We start from the raw sequence: 18,057 nt of genomic DNA, 5'->3' as shown, positions 1-18,057 counted from the left end.
GCCTGACGCCAGTCTAAAGCATGAGAAGGGGTTCCCGGTTAGGGGTTCCCCATCTCAGATTGCCACATAATTCGTTTGTGGTTACTTTGATGGCGGTAGTGATAAAACAGCACTGTTTACCCGCGTTATTTTTGAGGTTCTTCTACCTCAGGTAATGTTATATTCAGCTCTAGGACGGAAATATCATCACCTTTCTGCTCAAATTGTACAGAGAGCATATCTGGATCGACCTGTATATACTTACAGATTACTGCCAAGATATCCCGTTTCATATCAGGCAGATAAGCAGGTTCAGAATCACCGCGGCGACGCTCTGCCACGATGATTTGCAGCCGTTCTTTAGCGATATTTGCTGTCGTTTTTTTTCTCGACAGAAAGAAATCTAGCAAGGCCATGTTTTATCCCCCAAACAGGCGTTTTAAGAAGCCTTTTTTCTCTTCTTCAATGAAGCGGAAAGGACGTTCTTCCCCTAATAAACGTTCAACAGTATCTGTATACGCTTTTCCTGCATCAGATTCTGTATCCAGAATGACCGGTTCCCCTTGGTTAGATGAACGCAGTACAGATTGATCTTCCGGAATAACACCGATTAAAGGAATGCATAAAATTTCCAGAACGTCTTCCATACTTAGCATATCACCACGACTTACACGGCCTGGGTTATAGCGGGTTAATAGCAGATGTTCTTTAATGGGATCTTCACCCCGTTCAGCTCGTCGAGATTTTGAGGCCAGGATACCCAGAATACGGTCTGAATCACGTACGGAAGAGACCTCAGGATTTGTTGTGATAATGGCTTCGTCAGCAAAATAGAGTGCTATCAACGCGCCACTTTCAATCCCTGCTGGGGAGTCGCAGATAATAAACTCGAAACCTTGTTTATCCAGATCAACTAAAACTTGCTCAACGCCTTCAGTAGTGAGAGCGTCTTTATCGCGGGTTTGCGATGCTGGTAGGATATAAAGATTCTCGGTACGTTTATCTTTAATTAATGCCTGATTAAGCGAGACGTCTCCTTGGATAACGTTCACGAAGTCATAAACTACGCGGCGTTCACATCCCATAATCAGATCGAGGTTACGCAGGCCGATGTCAAAATCGATAACGACGGTCTTTTTACCTCTTTGAGCAAGGCCGGTAGCAATGGCCGCGCTTGAAGTGGTTTTGCCAACGCCACCTTTACCTGATGTAACAACAATAATGCGTGCCATGAAGTGATTCCTTATTAAAAGGGCTAGATTAAAGGTTCAATAGTTAATTCATTATTTACCAGGCTAAGTTTTGCGGCTTTTCCTGCTAATTCAGTTGGGATTTTATCGCCGAGCCAATATTGCCCTGCGATAGAGACAAGTTCAGCATTTAAATGGGTGCAAAAAACCAGGCACTCCTGATCACCGGATGCACCGGCTAATGCTCGACCACGCATCATACCGTAGATGTGAATATTGCCGTCTGCAATCAATTCGGCACCGGCGCTTACATTACTGGTAACAATAAGATCACTGCCTTGGGCATAAATCCTTTGACCTGAGCGAACAGGTAAATTAATTACACGGGTTTTTTTAATTGCGGGTTCGGCCGGTTTATCTTCCTTTGCCGAGGTTTTTTGTTTTTTTCCTTCACTTAGTAGTGGTAAGGATGCTTTTATTACCGCCCTGCGTTGTTGCTCATCACGACAACCACTTATTCCGACAATACGGAATCCTGCTGAATCAATAGCGTAATGCAGTGCTTTCAGATCAGCGCTTGCCGGCAGAGCGGAGATATTAATGACAACAGGCGCATTTTTCAGGAAATCCGGTGCTTGTTCCACTTTTTCCTGTAGGGCCTGTAGAATGATTTCTGGTTGGTCATTGTGTAAATGAACAACCGAAAGCGTAAAATTACTGCCTTTTAGCTCAATTGGCGACTGTGACATCTATCCTGCCTGACTCAGATTCAGCAAATTTGAGATCCCCCCAGAATACCCTCTGGGATACGATATTTAGAAATACAATAAACATGTTATAATTACTGAATTATTCAAGCAAGTTGTGACCTGAATTTAAAAGAGTTTATTATAATGATTTGTGCGATCTACAGAAGTCCGAAAAGGGAGCAAACATATCTTTATGTTGAAAAAAGAGATAATTTCTCTCGCGTTCCCGAAGAGTTACTGAAAAGTTTTGGACAGCCCCAATATACAATGACGATCTCTCTGGTAGACAGAAAAAACTTGGCTGGTGCTGATATCGAAAAGGTAAAAATATCGTTAATTGAACAGGGTTTTTACCTACAAATCCCCCCTCCGGTTGAAAACTTAATGAATGCACATCTGAACCAGATGGAAAAATAAGAAGAATCCAGGGGCTTGATGAGCAAAATTAACCGTCGGCGCGGTTTTATTAACCACCACAATATTCACAATGAGTTGTGCTTTTATAAGGGAAACAATCTGGTTTGCCTCTCAAAGGAAAGGTTTCCTTATTTTGCGATCAGTTTTGGCGTGGTGGCCGATAAGATGGGCAATAAGTGCTATAATTATGGGTATGTTGCCTAATAAACCAGAGTGAGAAACGAATATGTATCAACACAGAGACTGGCTGGGGGCATTACTGGATCTTCCTGTCAATAAAGTGGTTTGCGTTGGTAGTAATTACGCTAAACATATTAAAGAGATGGGGTCTCAGCCAGCGGAAGAGCCAGTCATTTTTATTAAGCCGGAAACTGCACTGTGTGATATACATCAGCCAATTGCAATTCCAAAGGATTTTGGTGTTGTTCATCATGAAGTTGAACTGGCTGTACTGATTGGTACGCCGTTGAAACAAGCAAATGAAGAGCGAGTTGGCGCCGCTATCGCGGGTTTTGCTGTTGCATTGGATCTCACCTTGCGTGATTTGCAATCTAAATTCAAGAAAGCGGGTCAACCGTGGGAAAAAAGTAAGGCGTTCGATGGCTCTTGCCCGATATCTGGGTTTATTCGAATAAGTCATTTTGGTGATCCGCGGAATGTCCAGTTTTCACTGACAGTCAATAATGAGCTACGGCAGAACGGTAATAGTAACGATATGTTGACACCCATTGTTCCCCTGATCAGCCATATGTCGCACTTTTTCACTTTGCGGCCGGGAGATGTCATTCTCACTGGTACACCGGAAGGTGTTGGAGCACTGAAACCCGGTGATGTGTTAAAGGTTACTCTGAATGATAATTCACTCACTACCAGGGTGATTTGAATAATATAAGGAATAGTAGAGTTATGTCTCAGCCTTTCTGGCAGGTAAAAACCTTAGATCAGATGACGGATGAAGAATGGGAGTCATTATGTGATGGTTGTGGGCAGTGTTGCTTACATAAATTGATGGATGATGATACCGATGAAATTTATTTTACTAATGTTGCTTGCAATCAACTCAATATAAAAACGTGCCAATGCAAAAATTACGAAGATCGTTTCAGATATGAACCGGATTGTATCAAATTAACCCGTCATAATTTGCCGACTTTTGCATGGTTACCAATAACTTGTGCATATCGTTTGCTTGAAGAAGGGAAGCCATTATTACCGTGGCATCCTCTGATTAAAGGTTCGAAATCAGCAATGCATAGCGAAAGAATTTCTGTTAGGCATATCGCTGTACGGGAAATTGATGTTGTGGAATGGGAAGACCATATTATTAATAAACCTTGATAATGATTTAACTAACTGTAATTTAATAAGTTATTTTCTGTGTTTCCCAAGTTGGGAGCTTGCTCTAGAGCTAAGTTAACCAGTGGGTATATCCACCAAAAATGAACTAAAGGTTGATTGTATATAATTGCATCTATACTATTACCATTAGGTAATTGAACCTGTGGTCTATTATAGGAGGCATAAAGTATGCCAATACATGTGGGAAACATAGAAAAGATTACCAATGATTTCATCCAATTGAGTGAGTTAGAGTTCAATCGTGTTCTGTATGATGCTCTTGATTCCTCTGGTACTAATATTGTGCATGATGTGGATGAACTCATTTTTCCACCTGGTTACCGGTTGATCAGGGTTGATAACAGGCTAGATTTGGATGATATAGATGAGCCCTATTTTGAATTAGCGCTACTTAGTGACGAAACAAAAGAAGTAGTTTATTACAACAAAGTTATTATATTAAGTGACTTGGTGCTTAACTGTCGCCTCGCTTCGCAGATACTTGTGTGGCGAACGAGGAAGCCACAACATAAAGCGGCATTAAGTGATTTGGCCGCTAAAATCTTTTTCCACTATCTGATTAAAACCTATGATGTTGTTGCTTCAAATATGAGTCAAATAATAGAAGGCACCTCTTTTTGGCAAGCCAGAATGTATGAGGCGTTACAGTTTGGGCTTCATGTTTACGGCTATGACGTTATGACTTGTGAATTAAGAAATATTTTAGCTGAAGATGATGTTAGTAAAGAGCAGAGTTGGTTGTGGGGTAATGTGGAATATTATATGGATAGACTGGCAATTATTTCCAGGATCAAACTGCCTAATAAGTAATTAATTTTTCCATGTTATATCTGAGGTGAATATAATGGTTCGAACTAACTCGAACCATTATCAATTAATTACAAAGCACCGGAAATCCAAACATTAATTTTATCATAGAACGATTTAATTGATTCCCACGCTCTGCTTATCCATTCAGAGAGTTGCCTGGCTGCATCAAGTATAAAATTTGAAAGTCTGCCAAATAAACTGGAGAAGAATGCATTAGTTTTTTCCATAAAACTTTGTATTGCTGCTCTAGAGTTAGGAAATTGTAACCCGAATTGAATGGCTTTATCGTAACTTGTATCAATTTGTCTGTTGTTCTCATCTTTGGTTCTTTGACGAGATTTGTTCATGTTATCGATCCAGTCTTGGTCTGCGTTGTCTGGATCAGCGGTAATCGCTTTCTGATATTTCTGTGTGCTATCAGTTACACTTGCCTTAGAAACGTTTGTTGTTGAATTAGCACCAGATTTCACAGAATCTTTCAATTCATTAATAATACCATCTATTTCCTTATTTTCGGTAATATCTATACTTTCATATTGTTCCCCAAGCGTATTTGCATATGCTTGGAGTTCAGGTGTCGATGGCATAAATGGTTCAATTTTAGAATCATTTAACATCCGTTTTGCGTGTTGGCGCATTTCGTTCATGAGGTCGATAAATTGAATATCAGTCAGTACAATATTGGACATAAATTATTTCCTTTTATTTAGTTAGTAAACTATCTATTAAATGTAAAAAGTGTAAAACTCTTTATTTAAGTTGGAGGGAATAAGTTAAAAATAAGTGATGTTATCTATATTTATTTATGTCGATTTTGGTTCTCCTATAATGTTTAAAAGTTTAATGTCGGCGGTAAATTTATTGCTTAGGTATTATATCTGGAAGTGCCGGAGAATAATTTCCGGCACCTAAAACATAAAACATTTGGATAAACAGAGTTTAATCTTGAGTCCATTCAAGAAATTTCACTCTGCTAAATGTTTAATGCTAACTTTATAAATGATTTTTTTGATTACTGAACTTTATAAACCAATGTATTGTCGGGGTGAGATAGTGTCAATTTTTGATCTTTCAACTTCACTTTAACGCCATCTTCTAACACTTGACCAATTAGGTAATCCCATCTATTCAATTTTTCATCAGAGCAAAGCATCTGAGTGCTGGCCAGGTTTTTAACGGTCAGTACACCATTTTTCAGTTTACCTTGACCCATAAAGAGATTACACATGGAACCAGAAACGTGCATTTTTTCCCCGAATTGAATGGTTGGTACGCGACCATCTTGATTTTTCACGCCTTCGCCATTAACGCTCACCAGAACAAATTTGTGACGTTGTAAATCATCAACTGACACGTTTTCTACCGCAGACGCTTGGAATGTGGCTAACAATAAAGTTGCTGTTGCCAAAGGTAGTATTTTTTTCATGTTTATCTCCTATATATTATTTTAAGGGTACTTACTAACAATATTTGGGCAATTTTTCCCGTTGATTAATTGCTGGATATTTCTCAGCGTAGTTTCACTGATACTGGTTAAGGCTTCTTCTGTCAGAAATGCCTGATGACCGGTAAACAGCACGTTATGACATGAAGACAAGCGACGAAAAATATCATCCTGAATTACGTCATTAGATTTATCTTCAAAGAAGAGATCGCGTTCATTCTCGTAAACGTCCATACCCAGAGCGCCAATTTTTTGTTGTTTTAATGCGCCAATGGCTGCGATGGAATCAATTAGAGCCCCTCGGCTGGTATTGATGATCATTACGCCGTTTTTCATTTTGCTGAAAGCAACTTCATTCAGCAGATGATGGTTTTCTGGTGTTAACGGGCAATGAAGAGATATGACGTCGGATTGAGCATACAGTGTATCCAGATCGACATATTGAGCACCGAGATTCAAAACAGCTTGATTGGGGTAGGGATCATGAGCTAGCAGACGCATACCAAATCCCTTAAGAATACGTAGGGTAGCAATACCAATCTTGCCGGTTCCGATAATTCCTGCTGTGCGGTTGTGCATATTGAAGCCAATTAAGCCTTCAAGAGAGAAATTGGCGTCACGGGTACGTTGATAAGCTCGGTGGATACGGCGGTTTAAGCACAACATTAATCCGACGGTATGTTCAGCAACAGCTTCAGGGGAATAGGCTGGAACCCGTACAACCTGAATACCCAATTCTTCAGCTGCATCTAGATCGACATTATTAAAACCTGCGCAACGTAATGCGAGGATTTTTATATCCATTTCAGCCAATTCTTCGAGCACTTTACGGTCAGCATTATCGTTGACGAAAATACAAACAGCATCTGCACCAATAGCATTTTTGGCAGTTTTTGAACTAAGAGGGAAATCGAAAAACTCGAAATCATAACCAAATCCGAGCTTTTTATTGACCTGCTCCAGATGTTTATGGTCATACTGTTTGGTACTGTAAACGACTAATTTCATGGAATTATCTCCGCTATAATTTAAGTAGCTAATAAATTGTTTTGGGCTTAAATTATTGCTGACGTAAAGGGTTAAATAAACAATAAATTAATTAACTCTATAAGTGTATTGCTTGTTGTTCCCCTATATGTTCAACATAATTTTCTTAATAATCAATGTCTTAGTTTAAGGTGTGTCTGCTAAATTATGGAATAACAATATACCCTATGGATTTCAAGATGGATCGCGACGGCAAGGGAGAGAATCCCCGGGAGCATAGGTAACTATGTGACCGGGGTGAGCGAGCGCAGCCAACAAAGAGGCAACTTGAAAGATAACGGGTATAGAAGTAACCGATCTAAGGCTTAATAAGGAGAGGCAAGGATTTGATAACCAAAGGGTTAAAAATATTCATTACCATACCTATTCTGTTGGTATTACTGATGGCGGCGGGATGGTTTTCGATTCCTCATTGGTTACCTAAGGTTACCGGTCATTGGTTACCTCCAGGTATGACGGTTTCATTGAAACAACCAGAATGGAAAAATGGAGTTTTGCAACTGGCTGATATTTCATTGCAGGTGAAGGATTGCAGGCTTATTCGTGTATCGCGATTATCTGTTAGTTACCCATATTCAGAGATAGATAACAGTTATCATTGGCAATTAAATGCCGCAGATATTAGTGGGGATATCAATTGCCTAAATCAGTTACCTGAATCTACACAAGGTCTTGCTCCATTGTCTGTTGCTGATATTTTAGCTCATATTCCACAAGGAAGTTTGTCCGTGGAAAATCTTTCTTTTCATCCCTGGCAAGATTTTGCTGGAAGACTAAAATTCAATTCCTCTTCTCAGGGGCAAAAACTAAGTTATCAGGGGAAGAAGGTTAAATTGTCAGCGCATATTTATGGTAAGGAATCGCTAGTTATTGACCAACTGGCAATTAAATTACCAGAACAGGAAATCAGCCTTAATGGTGAAATGACTTTACCTCTTAATGTGGACAAACTACCTCCTCATGGTGAAGTAAAAGGTAAAATTATTGCCAGGCAATATGCGCACCCGCTAAATATCAAGTTAGGTTGGCGAGGGAAATCCGGCAAGCTTATTATCAGAGAAGAGGGGGCGACACTATCTTTGGCTGAATTACCTTGGCAGTTTAACCAAGAACAGCTTGATATTACTGATGGTAAATGGCGGTGGACTGGGGCGGGGCAACCTCTTGCGGGTGGCGTGAATATTAAGATTGCTCATTGGCAACAAGGGTTGGATAACCTGCTAATTAGTGGCCGTATAAATTTGGTCACTCAGGGTGAACGTGGTAAAGCGAATATTGTATTAACGATAAAACCGGGCCGGATAAACTCATTAAATACGCAACTTCCTTTTCAATTAACAGGTCAGATTAATGTGCAGGATATGATTATGGCTATGTCATTGCCTGCGATAATTAATGGTCCGTTGGTTAATCTGAAAATGACTTTCCAGTCAGGTTCGTTGTTTCGGGCTTGGGGGCGTTTGTCTGATGAGTTTATTGTTAAAGATGCCCGGTCACCGTTAGCGGGAGCTTATCTGACACGTGAAGGTTTTACTGGCCGGTTACAGGCAATTGTTAACGCACAACATCGTGACTGGGGAAAATTCCGTTTGCATCTTGATGGTCATGCTGAGGATTTTATGCCGGATAAAGGCTATTGGCGTTGGAACTATTGGGGGAATGGTTATTTGCCGCCGCTACAGGCTAAATGGGATATTGCCGGAAAAGGATGCTGGCGTGACACATTGATCAGCGTCAACGAAATGACTACCGGCTTTAATGTTATTAAACACGGCATGATCCGGGTAGATACGCCGCGTTTACAATTAACAAAGTCATTGGAATGGCAACGTTCAGAGAAATCTCTCGCCTTTAATGGTGAGTTACGACTGGCAACGAAGAAAATATCGTTTCGGTCTGGTGGCTTTTTGCCTCCCACTGAACTGACAGCAAAATTGATAGGGGAAAGCCCGAACAACTTTATTGTTAATGGTGATCTTTCATCAAGAAATATTGGTCCTATCCCTTTTTACAGTCGTTGGGATGGCGTCAGATTGCGTGGTGAAGCGCGTTGGCCTATTCAATCCTTACTCGCATTTCAGCCGTTGATACCTAAAGATTTAGGGATAAACTTGCGTGCAGGTGAGCTTTATGCACAGGCTGCTTTTTCTGCCACACAAGGGCAAGGTTTTGTTGCGGGTGGTCACTGGGCGGTAAAAAATGGCAGCATGTGGCTTAAAGATGGTGAAATCAGTGGACTTGATTTTATCTTACCGTGGCGACTGAGAGATAGTATCTGGCAATTTGGTATTAAATCGCCGGTTCAGTTACGAGTGAAAACAATAAATAACCTGTTTGAAATGCGTAACTTAACGGCGGATTTGCAGGGATTTTATCCGCCATCGGAACAAAAACCGCTGGAACTGATTAATGTGAATGTAGGTATGTTGGATGGGCATATTAACCTAGATAGATTAAGGTTTCCTCAGCAGCATCCTGCCATTTTAACGCTTGATAAATTGGAGCTAAGTCGCTTTTTGACCGTGTTGAAAGTTAAACAATTTGCGATGTCTGGCAAAATCAGCGGAAAATTACCGTTGTTTATTAATAATGAGCGTTGGATAGTTCAGCAAGGTCAGATTACCAATATCGACCATATGACCTTACGTCTGGATAAAGACACGATAGATTCCATTAACAAAGATAATATTTCCGCCGGTGCCGCTATGGATTGGTTACGCTATTTAGAAATCAGTCGCTTACGGGCGCAAGTCAGTCTTGATAATTTAGGGATTTTGACACTAAATGCTGAAATTCAAGGTGTTAATTCATTAAGGGATAAAAGACGGCAAGTCAAGCTGAATTACCATCATGAAGAAAATATCTTTCACTTATGGCGTAGCTTACGGTTTGGCAACAATCTTGAAGATTGGCTACAGCAGAATATATCTGTATTAAATGGGAGTGATAAATGACAAAACAAACTGGAATGAAGCTGTTCTTACTATCAATGGGGTCTTTAATGCTGTCAGGTTGTATACGCCTTGAAGTAGCAACACCGGAGAAGCCCATTAATATTAATATGAATGTCAAAATTGAGCATGAAATTCAGATAAAAGTAGACAGGCAAGTTGAAGAGATGCTTAAGAATAACACGGGTTTATTCTAGGGGGGCATTATGAAGAGAACAGGTACGGGAATATTGTTATTGGCTAGTGTATTGTTCAGCTCTTCCGTTGTAGGAATGACCCTGAATGAGGCAAAGCAGAAAGGGTTGGTCGGTGAAACTTTCAGTGGTTATCTGGCTATAGTGAAAACAGATAGTCAGGCACAAGCTTTGGTGGCAGAAATTAATCGAGCCCGTGAGAAAAAATACGCAGAAATTGCGGCTGGCAATAATATTTCTACAAAGCAAGTGGCTAAACTTACTGGCGAAAAATTGGTGAACAGAGCTGAACTTGGTGAGTATGTGCTTGGTATTAATGGTAAGTGGTTGAAGAAATAAAAGCGCGTCGAATGACGCGCAAAAGACAACAATATAAAAATATAGGCAATGTATGAATTATGGACAAAAACGTGGCTATCAGGAAGCTATTGCTTGCAAAACTTCACGGGCGGTTTGTTGCGCTTGATTTGCGGCATCAGGGCCTAATGCTACACCTTCGGTAAATACGAACTCTATATCAGTGAGCCCAATGAAACTCAGGAACAGACGCAAATAAGGCACTAACAGATCACTGGAGCCGTCTTTATGGATGCCGCCCCGGCTGGTCAGGATGATTACTCGTTTGCCTTTTAGCAGACCTTCAGGGCCATTCTCGGTATAACGGAAAGTCACTCCAGCACGGGCTATCAGGTCAAAATAGTTTTTCAGTTGGGTTGGAATGTGGAAGTTGTACATAGGCGCAGTGATAACAATAATGTCATTATTCTGCAATTCCGCAATCAGTTCGTCAGATAATGCTAACGCCTCTTTTTGGCGAACAGTCATTTCATTGCCACTTGGGCGTAATGCATGAACCAGTTCATTATCCAGAACAGGAATGGGTTGCGCGGCCAGATCACGTATCTTAATGCGGTCATCAGCATGATTGGTTTGCCACTTTTTAATGAAGAAATCTGCCATTTGGTTAGTATGTGAATGCTGCGCCATAATGCTGGATTTAAGAACCAGAACTTTACTCATGTTTATTCCTTAAATTAACTCTTGGTAATTTACTTGTTAATCACGATATATACCCTATGGATTTCAAGATGCATCGCGACGGCAAAGGAGCGAATCCCCGGGAGCATAGGTAACTATGTGACCGGGGTGAGCGAGTGCAGCCAACAAAGAGGCAACTTGAAAGATAACGGGTATAGTGATTCTATGAGTTATTATCTTCTGGTAATAGAGCAATATTTAGAGCTTAGCATTCAAATTTATTGAAAAACTTTTACCTATGTTGATATAGCGTAGCGGGGAAATATCCGCCGAAATTATTGCCAATAGATGGGATGTGCTACTATATGTTGTTAATAAAAATGTGTTGCCAATAAGAACCATGTCATCAATAAAAGCTGGCTAATCAGTAAAGTTAAGAAGTTACAAGGATCAATATAAGTGAAAGAGTCTCAGAAAATCATTAACCGTCAGGCTGCTTGTCCAACGATCAAATATCCAGAAAACTTGCCCGTCAGCCAGAAGAAAGATGATATCTACAAAGCTATTCGTGACCATCAGGTTGTCATTATTGCTGGTGAAACCGGTTCGGGTAAAACAACACAGATACCGAAAATTTGTCTTGAACTAGGCCGGGGAATAAAAGGCTTTATCGGTCATACTCAACCCCGTCGATTGGCTGCTCGTGCGGTTGCCAATCGTCTGGCGGAAGAATTGGAAACCTCAGTGGGTTCTGCTGTTGGTTATAAAGTCCGTTTTAGTGATCATGTGGGCGATAACACGTTAGTTAAACTGATGACCGATGGTATTTTGCTGGCGGAACTGCAAAATGACAGGTTACTTAAACAGTATGACACGCTTATTATCGATGAGGCGCATGAACGTAGTCTGAATATTGATTTTATTCTGGGTTATTTGCGCCAATTACTGCCAAAACGTCCCGATTTGAAAGTGATCATTACCTCCGCGACTATCGATCCTGAGCGCTTTTCTCGTCATTTTAATCATGCGCCAATTATCGAAGTTTCTGGTCGAACCTATCCGGTAGAAGTGCGTTATCGTCCTGTCATGGGGGAAGATAATGATGGAGAGCGGGATCAGCTTGAGGCAATTATTGATGCTGTTGATGAGCTCAACCGTGAAGGGCCTGGAGATATCCTGATCTTTATGAGTGGAGAGAGGGAGATTCGTGATACAGCAGATGCGCTGAATAAACAGAATCTGCGTCATACCGACGTACTGCCATTATTTGCGCGTCTTTCTAACAGCGATCAGAATCGAATTTTCCAATCACATACGGGGCGGAGAATTGTGCTGGCAACTAACGTGGCAGAAACCTCGTTGACGGTACCGGGAATTAAATATGTGATTGATACCGGGTATGCACGTATCAGCCGTTACAGTTATCGCACGAAAGTACAGAGATTACCGATTGAACCCATATCACAGGCGTCGGCTAATCAGCGGAAAGGGCGTTGCGGACGTGTATCTGACGGGATCTGTATCCGGCTGTATTCAGAAGACGATTTCCTTTCTCGGCCAGAGTTTACTGATCCAGAAATCCTGCGTACTAACTTGGCATCGGTCATTCTGCAAATGACGGCAATTGGTCTTGGGGATGTCAGTGCATTTCCATTTGTGCAACCGCCTGATAAACGTAATATTCAGGATGGTGTTCGGCTTTTGGAAGAGCTTGGGGCTATTGACCAGAGCACAACGGTTAAGGCTAATTACTGTCTTACATCAATAGGGCGACAGCTTGCTCAGCTCCCGGTTGATCCTCGGCTGGCGCGTATGGTATTGGAAGCTCGTCATCATGGTTGTGTACGTGAAGTGATGGTTATCACTTCTGCGCTATCTATTCAGGACCCAAGAGAGAGGCCACTGGAGAAACAGCAGGCTTCTGATGAGAAACACCGTCGATTTGCTGATAAAGACTCCGATTTTATTGCATTTCTGAAATTATGGGATTTTTTGAAAGAGCATCAAAAGGCACTCTCCTCTTCGCAATTTCGCAAACTTTGCCGTCAAGATTATCTTAACTACCTGAGAGTCAGAGAGTGGCAGGATATATATACCCAGTTACGACAAGTTGTGAAAGAAATTGGTCTGTCGGTAAATAGTCAGGATGCAGATTACCGTGGTATTCATACTGCGTTACTTTCTGGGCTGTTATCTCATATCGGCCAAAAAGATACAGATAAACAGGAATATACCGGTGCGCGTAATGCCCGTTTTGCTATTTTTCCTGGTTCTGGTTTATTCAAGAAGCCACCTAAATGGTCAATGGCGGCGGAATTGGTTGAAACCAGTCGCTTGTGGGGGCGTATTGCTGCGCGAATCGAACCTGAATGGGTTGAACCGTTAGCCGGGCATCTGGTGAAGTATCATTATAGCGAGCCGCACTGGCAGAAATCTCAGGGTGCGGTAATGTCTAGGGAAAAAGTCACTTTATATGGTTTGTCAATTGTGGCTAGTCGTCTGGTTAATTACAGCAAAATTGACCCAATGCTCTGCCGTGAGTTGTTTATCCGCCATGCGCTGGTGGAAGGCGATTGGCAAACTCGACATGCATTTTTCCGAGCGAATCTGAAATTACGTGAGGAAATTGAGGAGCTAGAACATAAATCCCGTCGTCGCGACATTTTGGTGGATGATGAAACCTTGTTTAGTTTCTATGATCAACGGATACCTCAGAATGTGGTTTCTGCTCGCCATTTTGATCGCTGGTGGTTGAAGACAAGTAAAGAGCAACCGGACTTGCTTAATTTTGAAAAAAATATGTTGATCAAAGGCGATGCCGATAAAATCAGTGCGCTGAATTACCCTAATTACTGGTATCAGGGGGCATTGAAATTACGGCTTAGTTACCAGTTTGAACCGGGCACGCAAGCTGATGGTGTGACAGTTCATATTCCGCTGCCGGTGTTGAATCAGGTTAAGGATGAAGGGTTTGATTGGCAGATCCCCGGTATTCGTTATGATCTGGTTGTTGCGCTGATTAAATCATTGCCGAAACCGGTTCGTCGTAATTTTGTCCCTGCACCAAACTATGCTCAGGCATTTATGGAGCGGGTACCTCAACCACAATCGACCTTATTAGATAGCTTTGAGAAAGAGTTACGGCGGATGACTGGTGTTACGGTGTCACGTGATGATTGGCAGTTAGAGCAAGTACCCGATCACCTCAAAATGACATTTCGAGTGGTAGGAGAGAAGAACCGGACTATCGCTGAAAGTAAAGATTTATCTGCGCTGAAATTACGCTTGAAAGAGAAAGTTCAGGAGACACTTTCCTCTGTTGCCGATGATGGGATTGAACAGAGTGGGCTGCATATTTGGAGTTTCGGAGAATTACCGGGACGGTATGAACAGAAACGTGGTGGTTACTCTGTTAAAGCATTTCCAGCGCTGGTGGATGAAAAAGAGAGTATCGGTATCAAATTGTTTGAAACCGAACCGGAGCAACAAATTGCCATGTGGGAAGGTACCCGTCGTCTGTTGTTGCTCAATATTCCTTCACCAATTAAATACTTACATGAGAAATTGCCGAATAAATCCAAATTGGGACTCTATTTTAACCCTTATGGCAAGGTATTGGATTTGATTGACGATTGTATCTCATGTGGTGTGGATAAATTGATGGCAGGGAATGGTGGGCCGGCTTGGAATGAACAGAATTTTATTCAGCTACAGGACAAGGTTCGGGCTGAGTTGAATGATACTGTTGTGGAAATAGCCAAGCAGGTGGAACAGATACTCACCACTATTTTTGCTATCAATAAACGTCTCAAGGGGAGAGTGGATATTTCATTTGCCTTGGCATTATCGGATATCAAAGAGCAGCTTTCTGGTCTGGTTTTCAAAGGATTTGTCACCACTAATGGTTGGAAACGTTTGCCGGATGTCCTGCGTTATCTGCAAGGCATTGAGCGCCGTCTTGAAAAATTGGCGATTGATCCGCACAGAGATAGAGCGCAAATGGGGCGAGTCGAAAATGTTCAGCAACAGTGGCAACAATGGCTGGCGAAATTATCACTGCAACAGAAACAGTTGCCTGAGGTGCAAGAGATTCGTTGGATGATTGAAGAACTGCGGATCAGCTTGTTTGCTCAGCAATTGGGTACGCCATATCCAGTTTCTGATAAGAGAATTTTACAAACGATGGAGCAAATTGCTTCTTGATTAAAGAGGAAGAGCATATTCTAAACTGCGTATCAAGTTTTACATTTGTGATGCAGTTTTTTATCGGTCAGTTAAATCGTCAAACTGAAAGTCACCTATTCTAAAGGTGGCTTTTTACTTAGACTGAAACGAATGAACTGGTTAGCAGGTACTTTCCGTATGTTTGGTTTTGTTAGCCTCAACGAAAGCATTAACCATAGCGGTTTTATTTTTGCGGTTACGAGCGTAGTCAGCCTGAGTTGCCTTCTTCTTGGTTGCTGTAGCACGTTTTAACAACATAATCGCCTCCTCCTAAATCTTCATACTCTGGATTCTTTAATATAATCATCTTTGTTCTGATCATTGTAAAGATACCCTTCGAAAAATATCATTTCAAGAATGATATTTGGGAATTCCAATACCCTGATTTCCTGTATTATACAAGCCTGTTAATGTTATCGGTTATAGGGATAAGTAGTTATATCCTTTCATTCCAACTATCAGAATGGACTATATTTCCATCATTGTTTTTCCAGGTAATTTTTTCGTAGCGAAGCTCAATGATTTCCATATGATTGAATTTCTCTTTTGATGTATCCTTGATATCCAGCATAACGGGAACAATATTCACTATTTTCACATTTTCCATTAAGGTATTAAAATATTCCTTTTCTTGACCATGATCGTCTATTTTATACCATTTAAGCTCTGCTGATTTTAGTGTTTGCCCCGTAGTTAATGCCTTATAAAGATATGGGGATGACGAATCAATTTCTTTCTCAATCATAAATGGAAGGTGTTTCCTCGTTCCAGTTAATTTTCCTGTATTATCATCAGTGGCGGTACTGACGCTATGATGAAGACCTAAAATCTCAATACTGCCTTCTCTACCATAGATATCAACGGAACCTTTAATATCTGCTCCACCGTCGTCTTTTATATACATATATAGAGGAATAGCCATTATTAATCTCCTTCAGAAAACGATTTTGAATTACCGGTGGCAGAAATAAGCTTTTGTAAGCATTTTTCACCACTTTTACTTTTGTACAGTACACGAATACTATCAACAACATACTGATTTAATTCTGCTTCTGTTCCTTGATAAAAAGGCAGTGAGCAGACAGAGTCAGTGCTAATTGAAACATTGGAATCATCAAGAATAGATAATACTCCGTTTACGTTTTTCGGTAATGCAGTAGCTAACGCTGTTGATAGCATTTCTGATGAATGGGCATCACTTCCCTTTGCAAGTAAAGGAGCTACTTTGAGCCACGCTATATCTCCACTTGCAATATGATCTGTTATATAATCCCATTCTCCGTTGTCTCCTTCTGGCATATTTGCAATTACTGCTCTTGCACCTTGCTGTTTTATTTGTAGGGTCAATTGCTTTGGCGTTAAATTCGGATATGGATTTTTAGCCGTAATATGATGATCCACGGCCAATGAGCTAAATGATACCAGTATTAAAAGCAAAACCAGTTTTTTCATTCGACCACCAGGATTGTATCGCTAGAGTTGGCTATCTCTTTTCTGAGATTAGAGCCATTTATAATGATGCAACCATGTGATGCTTGCCGGTATGTGCCATCCCGTCTATCACCATGTATTCTGAAAAGAGAGCGTCCAAACGTATTAGTTCCCATAATAGGGTCTAATATTACGGTGACCCTGGTTATTGAGTTAGAGTAACCGTTGATTCTGTAATAACCGCGGGGAATTGGTCCTTCACCTTCAACCTGTTCCATAGATGGGTTATTTATCCCTGTTCCGTGACCGCTATAACCTTTTGCAATAAAAGAGCCGTTATGTGTTAGCTCGCCAGTGCTTTGTGAATATTTCCACGTCATACTTGTTTCCATTAGTAAATATTAAGAAATTTAACTTTAAACTTAATAAACATTTTTAAAAGCATAATTTTGTAAAAATAGTAATATTTTTGTAAATATAAGTATTTAAGATAATGAGTTAAGAGTAATTTTAATGATTATTGATTTTGGTAAGTAGGTATGAACGATAAAAGAATTGTATAAGATAAATTTGCTCTATTGGAGAAAGAAGTTCAATTCTATATTGAGAATCTCTTATCTCTTGCAGGTTCATTAGATTATAATTACGCTCATAATTTTGCGTATAGGGTGTAATACTATGAGGTCTACAATTGCTACACGGGCTGGAACCAAGAAAAATACTAATGTATACCTCACTGCTGATCTGGTGGATGCGGCTCGTAGCTTAAATATGAACTTATCGTCTATGTTGGATGGGCTTCTGACACAGGCTGTAGAAGCTAAAAAGCGCGGTCAGAAAGAAGATAAACAAGATATGCAGGCAATCAACGCATTTTTGGAGCGTGCAGGGATAATTACGGATGATGAATTTTTTGGGGGCCTTTGATGTTTATCGTAACTTTTCAACAAAATTAATTGTTCCACTGACTTCAACAGGAGAAATGGAGCTAACTCGTAAACGTATTACGCCGGTAGTTGATATCAATGGTGATAAATATTGTGTATTTACTCCGGTTATTACATTCCTTGACCCTAATAAACCTGAGATTTGCTTAAGAAGGGAACTAAGTGCCTGAGGCACGATCAAAGTTTTTGTCAAAGAAAACAAAATCGTGGAGCTCCTCAGGCATGTCTAATTTAGAAGAACTTTACTGCTGCGTCGATGACTTTTGCCAAAAATTTATTCCTCTCTGGCATCAACAGTTAATTGAAAATGGCTTGCTCAAACGTCGCCGCGACGCTT

At 40.7% G+C, this 18,057-nt stretch carries 20 protein-coding genes and 1 pseudogene; 10 read left to right on the top strand and 11 right to left on the bottom strand.

Annotated features, from left to right (window positions below):
* Positions 1 to 125: 125 nt before the first annotated feature.
* Genes minE through minC form a run of 3 tightly spaced genes read right to left on the bottom strand, consistent with a single transcriptional unit; the run spans position 126 to position 1,918 of the window.
* Complete coding sequence (gene minE / locus ACGF5R_RS08450; RefSeq protein ID WP_112876035.1) at positions 126 to 395, bottom strand: cell division topological specificity factor MinE; 270 nt, start codon at positions 393 to 395, stop codon at positions 126 to 128.
* Positions 396 to 398: 3 nt separating this feature from the next.
* Positions 399 to 1,211, bottom strand: a complete 813-nt coding sequence (gene minD / locus ACGF5R_RS08445; RefSeq protein ID WP_112876034.1) for a septum site-determining protein MinD — start codon at positions 1,209 to 1,211, stop codon at positions 399 to 401.
* A 23-nt stretch (positions 1,212 to 1,234) separates the two neighbouring features.
* A complete protein-coding gene (gene minC / locus ACGF5R_RS08440; RefSeq protein ID WP_112876033.1) occupies positions 1,235 to 1,918 on the bottom strand; it encodes a septum site-determining protein MinC in 684 nt (227 codons plus the stop codon).
* A gap of 144 nt (positions 1,919 to 2,062) precedes the next feature.
* Between minC and ACGF5R_RS08435 the strand changes: the two genes are divergently transcribed.
* The 4 genes from ACGF5R_RS08435 (at position 2,063) to ACGF5R_RS08420 (ending at position 4,504) form a co-directional block, all read left to right on the top strand.
* Positions 2,063 to 2,335, top strand: a complete 273-nt coding sequence (locus tag ACGF5R_RS08435) for a YcgL domain-containing protein (RefSeq protein ID WP_112876032.1) — start codon at positions 2,063 to 2,065, stop codon at positions 2,333 to 2,335.
* Positions 2,336 to 2,561: 226 nt separating this feature from the next.
* Positions 2,562 to 3,218, top strand: a complete 657-nt coding sequence (locus ACGF5R_RS08430) for a fumarylacetoacetate hydrolase family protein (protein ID WP_262980105.1) — start codon at positions 2,562 to 2,564, stop codon at positions 3,216 to 3,218.
* A gap of 23 nt (positions 3,219 to 3,241) precedes the next feature.
* Positions 3,242 to 3,673: a YcgN family cysteine cluster protein gene (locus tag ACGF5R_RS08425; RefSeq protein ID WP_112876029.1), complete on the top strand. Its 432-nt coding sequence runs from the start codon at positions 3,242 to 3,244 to the stop codon at positions 3,671 to 3,673.
* 189 nt (positions 3,674 to 3,862) lie between these two features.
* The gene (locus tag ACGF5R_RS08420; RefSeq protein WP_387690462.1) at positions 3,863 to 4,504 is read left to right on the top strand and encodes a hypothetical protein; all 642 of its coding nucleotides are present in this window, start codon (positions 3,863 to 3,865) and stop codon (positions 4,502 to 4,504) included.
* Positions 4,505 to 4,572: 68 nt separating this feature from the next.
* Here ACGF5R_RS08420 and ACGF5R_RS08415 read toward each other — a convergent pair whose 3' ends face one another.
* From ACGF5R_RS08415 to ACGF5R_RS08405, 3 genes are all read right to left on the bottom strand, one after another.
* Positions 4,573 to 5,193 (bottom strand): hypothetical protein, encoded by a 621-nt coding sequence (locus ACGF5R_RS08415; protein WP_112876027.1) that lies wholly within the window; start codon positions 5,191 to 5,193, stop codon positions 4,573 to 4,575.
* A 323-nt stretch (positions 5,194 to 5,516) separates the two neighbouring features.
* Positions 5,517 to 5,930 carry a heat shock protein HslJ gene (hslJ, locus tag ACGF5R_RS08410; RefSeq protein ID WP_112876026.1) on the bottom strand — a complete coding sequence of 138 codons (414 nt, stop codon included), beginning with the start codon at positions 5,928 to 5,930 and terminating at the stop codon, positions 5,517 to 5,519.
* Between the two features lie 21 nt (positions 5,931 to 5,951).
* Positions 5,952 to 6,956: a 2-hydroxyacid dehydrogenase gene (locus tag ACGF5R_RS08405; RefSeq protein ID WP_387690460.1), complete on the bottom strand. Its 1,005-nt coding sequence runs from the start codon at positions 6,954 to 6,956 to the stop codon at positions 5,952 to 5,954.
* A gap of 365 nt (positions 6,957 to 7,321) precedes the next feature.
* Here ACGF5R_RS08405 and ACGF5R_RS08400 point away from each other — a divergent pair, with 365 nt between their 5' ends.
* From ACGF5R_RS08400 to ACGF5R_RS08390, 3 genes are read left to right on the top strand one after another with little or no spacing between them, the layout of a single operon-like run.
* Positions 7,322 to 9,949, top strand: coding sequence for a YdbH family protein (locus tag ACGF5R_RS08400; protein WP_387690458.1), 2,628 nt, complete (start codon positions 7,322 to 7,324; stop codon positions 9,947 to 9,949).
* Positions 9,946 to 10,143, top strand: a complete 198-nt coding sequence (locus ACGF5R_RS08395; protein WP_112876024.1) for a YnbE family lipoprotein — start codon at positions 9,946 to 9,948, stop codon at positions 10,141 to 10,143. The genes ACGF5R_RS08400 and ACGF5R_RS08395 overlap by 4 nt, the downstream gene beginning before the upstream one ends.
* 9 nt (positions 10,144 to 10,152) lie before the next feature.
* Positions 10,153 to 10,479, top strand: coding sequence for a YdbL family protein (locus tag ACGF5R_RS08390; RefSeq protein WP_112876023.1), 327 nt, complete (start codon positions 10,153 to 10,155; stop codon positions 10,477 to 10,479).
* A 78-nt stretch (positions 10,480 to 10,557) separates the two neighbouring features.
* On the opposite strand, the gene ACGF5R_RS08385 is transcribed toward ACGF5R_RS08390, so the two are convergent.
* On the bottom strand, positions 10,558 to 11,160 hold the full coding sequence (locus tag ACGF5R_RS08385) for an FMN-dependent NADH-azoreductase (RefSeq protein ID WP_387690456.1): 603 nt from the start codon (positions 11,158 to 11,160) through the stop codon (positions 10,558 to 10,560).
* Positions 11,161 to 11,589: 429 nt separating this feature from the next.
* Here ACGF5R_RS08385 and hrpA point away from each other — a divergent pair.
* Positions 11,590 to 15,321: pseudogene (gene hrpA / locus ACGF5R_RS08380) on the top strand (ATP-dependent RNA helicase HrpA); the annotation flags it as partial.
* A 141-nt stretch (positions 15,322 to 15,462) separates the two neighbouring features.
* On the opposite strand, the gene ACGF5R_RS08375 reads toward hrpA, so the two are convergent.
* The 4 genes from ACGF5R_RS08375 to ACGF5R_RS08360 form a co-directional block, all read right to left on the bottom strand.
* Positions 15,463 to 15,600 carry a hypothetical protein gene (locus tag ACGF5R_RS08375; protein WP_158537745.1) on the bottom strand — a complete coding sequence of 46 codons (138 nt, stop codon included), beginning with the start codon at positions 15,598 to 15,600 and terminating at the stop codon, positions 15,463 to 15,465.
* Positions 15,601 to 15,778: 178 nt separating this feature from the next.
* The gene (gene tssD, locus ACGF5R_RS08370) at positions 15,779 to 16,264 is read right to left on the bottom strand and encodes a type VI secretion system tube protein TssD (protein WP_112876020.1); all 486 of its coding nucleotides are present in this window, start codon (positions 16,262 to 16,264) and stop codon (positions 15,779 to 15,781) included.
* A 2-nt stretch (positions 16,265 to 16,266) separates the two neighbouring features.
* Positions 16,267 to 16,794, bottom strand: a complete 528-nt coding sequence (locus tag ACGF5R_RS08365; RefSeq protein ID WP_112876019.1) for a hypothetical protein — start codon at positions 16,792 to 16,794, stop codon at positions 16,267 to 16,269.
* A complete protein-coding gene (locus tag ACGF5R_RS08360; protein ID WP_112876018.1) occupies positions 16,791 to 17,153 on the bottom strand; it encodes a tlde1 domain-containing protein in 363 nt (120 codons plus the stop codon). Before ACGF5R_RS08360 ends, ACGF5R_RS08365 begins: the two co-directional genes overlap by 4 nt.
* A gap of 298 nt (positions 17,154 to 17,451) precedes the next feature.
* On the opposite strand from ACGF5R_RS08360, the gene ACGF5R_RS08355 reads away from it, so the two are divergent.
* Positions 17,452 to 17,700: a type II toxin-antitoxin system CcdA family antitoxin gene (locus ACGF5R_RS08355; RefSeq protein WP_112876017.1), complete on the top strand. Its 249-nt coding sequence runs from the start codon at positions 17,452 to 17,454 to the stop codon at positions 17,698 to 17,700.
* Positions 17,675 to 17,890: a CcdB family protein gene (locus ACGF5R_RS08350; RefSeq protein ID WP_387690454.1), complete on the top strand. Its 216-nt coding sequence runs from the start codon at positions 17,675 to 17,677 to the stop codon at positions 17,888 to 17,890. The genes ACGF5R_RS08355 and ACGF5R_RS08350 overlap by 26 nt, the downstream gene beginning before the upstream one ends.
* Positions 17,891 to 18,057: the final 167 nt, after the last annotated feature.

Source organism: Photorhabdus sp. RM71S, assembly GCF_042879355.1.
Taxonomy (GTDB): Bacteria; Pseudomonadota; Gammaproteobacteria; order Enterobacterales; family Enterobacteriaceae; genus Photorhabdus; species Photorhabdus kayaii.
Note: the sequence above shows the minus strand (reverse complement) of the source record. Positions and strands in the feature narration are given on the sequence as shown.

Bases quoted from the DNA above. Each gene is read 5' to 3' on its own strand.
- ACGF5R_RS08395 (WP_112876024.1), top strand. From the start codon at position 9,946: ATGACAAAACAAACTGGAATGAAGCTGTTCTTACTATCAATGGGGTCT.
- ACGF5R_RS08350 (WP_387690454.1), top strand. From the start codon at position 17,675: ATGATGAATTTTTTGGGGGCCTTTGATGTTTATCGTAACTTTTCAACA.
- minC (WP_112876033.1), bottom strand. From the start codon at position 1,918: ATGTCACAGTCGCCAATTGAGCTAAAAGGCAGTAATTTTACGCTTTCG.
- tssD (WP_112876020.1), bottom strand. From the start codon at position 16,264: ATGGCTATTCCTCTATATATGTATATAAAAGACGACGGTGGAGCAGAT.
- minE (WP_112876035.1), bottom strand. From the start codon at position 395: ATGGCCTTGCTAGATTTCTTTCTGTCGAGAAAAAAAACGACAGCAAAT.
- ACGF5R_RS08365 (WP_112876019.1), bottom strand. From the start codon at position 16,794: ATGAAAAAACTGGTTTTGCTTTTAATACTGGTATCATTTAGCTCATTG.
- ACGF5R_RS08420 (WP_387690462.1), top strand. From the start codon at position 3,863: ATGCCAATACATGTGGGAAACATAGAAAAGATTACCAATGATTTCATC.
- ACGF5R_RS08405 (WP_387690460.1), bottom strand. From the start codon at position 6,956: ATGAAATTAGTCGTTTACAGTACCAAACAGTATGACCATAAACATCTG.
- hslJ (WP_112876026.1), bottom strand. From the start codon at position 5,930: ATGAAAAAAATACTACCTTTGGCAACAGCAACTTTATTGTTAGCCACA.
- ACGF5R_RS08375 (WP_158537745.1), bottom strand. From the start codon at position 15,600: ATGTTGTTAAAACGTGCTACAGCAACCAAGAAGAAGGCAACTCAGGCT.
- ACGF5R_RS08360 (WP_112876018.1), bottom strand. From the start codon at position 17,153: ATGACGTGGAAATATTCACAAAGCACTGGCGAGCTAACACATAACGGC.
- ACGF5R_RS08385 (WP_387690456.1), bottom strand. From the start codon at position 11,160: ATGAGTAAAGTTCTGGTTCTTAAATCCAGCATTATGGCGCAGCATTCA.
- ACGF5R_RS08355 (WP_112876017.1), top strand. From the start codon at position 17,452: ATGAGGTCTACAATTGCTACACGGGCTGGAACCAAGAAAAATACTAAT.
- ACGF5R_RS08425 (WP_112876029.1), top strand. From the start codon at position 3,242: ATGTCTCAGCCTTTCTGGCAGGTAAAAACCTTAGATCAGATGACGGAT.
- ACGF5R_RS08430 (WP_262980105.1), top strand. From the start codon at position 2,562: ATGTATCAACACAGAGACTGGCTGGGGGCATTACTGGATCTTCCTGTC.
- ACGF5R_RS08415 (WP_112876027.1), bottom strand. From the start codon at position 5,193: ATGTCCAATATTGTACTGACTGATATTCAATTTATCGACCTCATGAAC.
- ACGF5R_RS08435 (WP_112876032.1), top strand. From the start codon at position 2,063: ATGATTTGTGCGATCTACAGAAGTCCGAAAAGGGAGCAAACATATCTT.
- minD (WP_112876034.1), bottom strand. From the start codon at position 1,211: ATGGCACGCATTATTGTTGTTACATCAGGTAAAGGTGGCGTTGGCAAA.
- ACGF5R_RS08390 (WP_112876023.1), top strand. From the start codon at position 10,153: ATGAAGAGAACAGGTACGGGAATATTGTTATTGGCTAGTGTATTGTTC.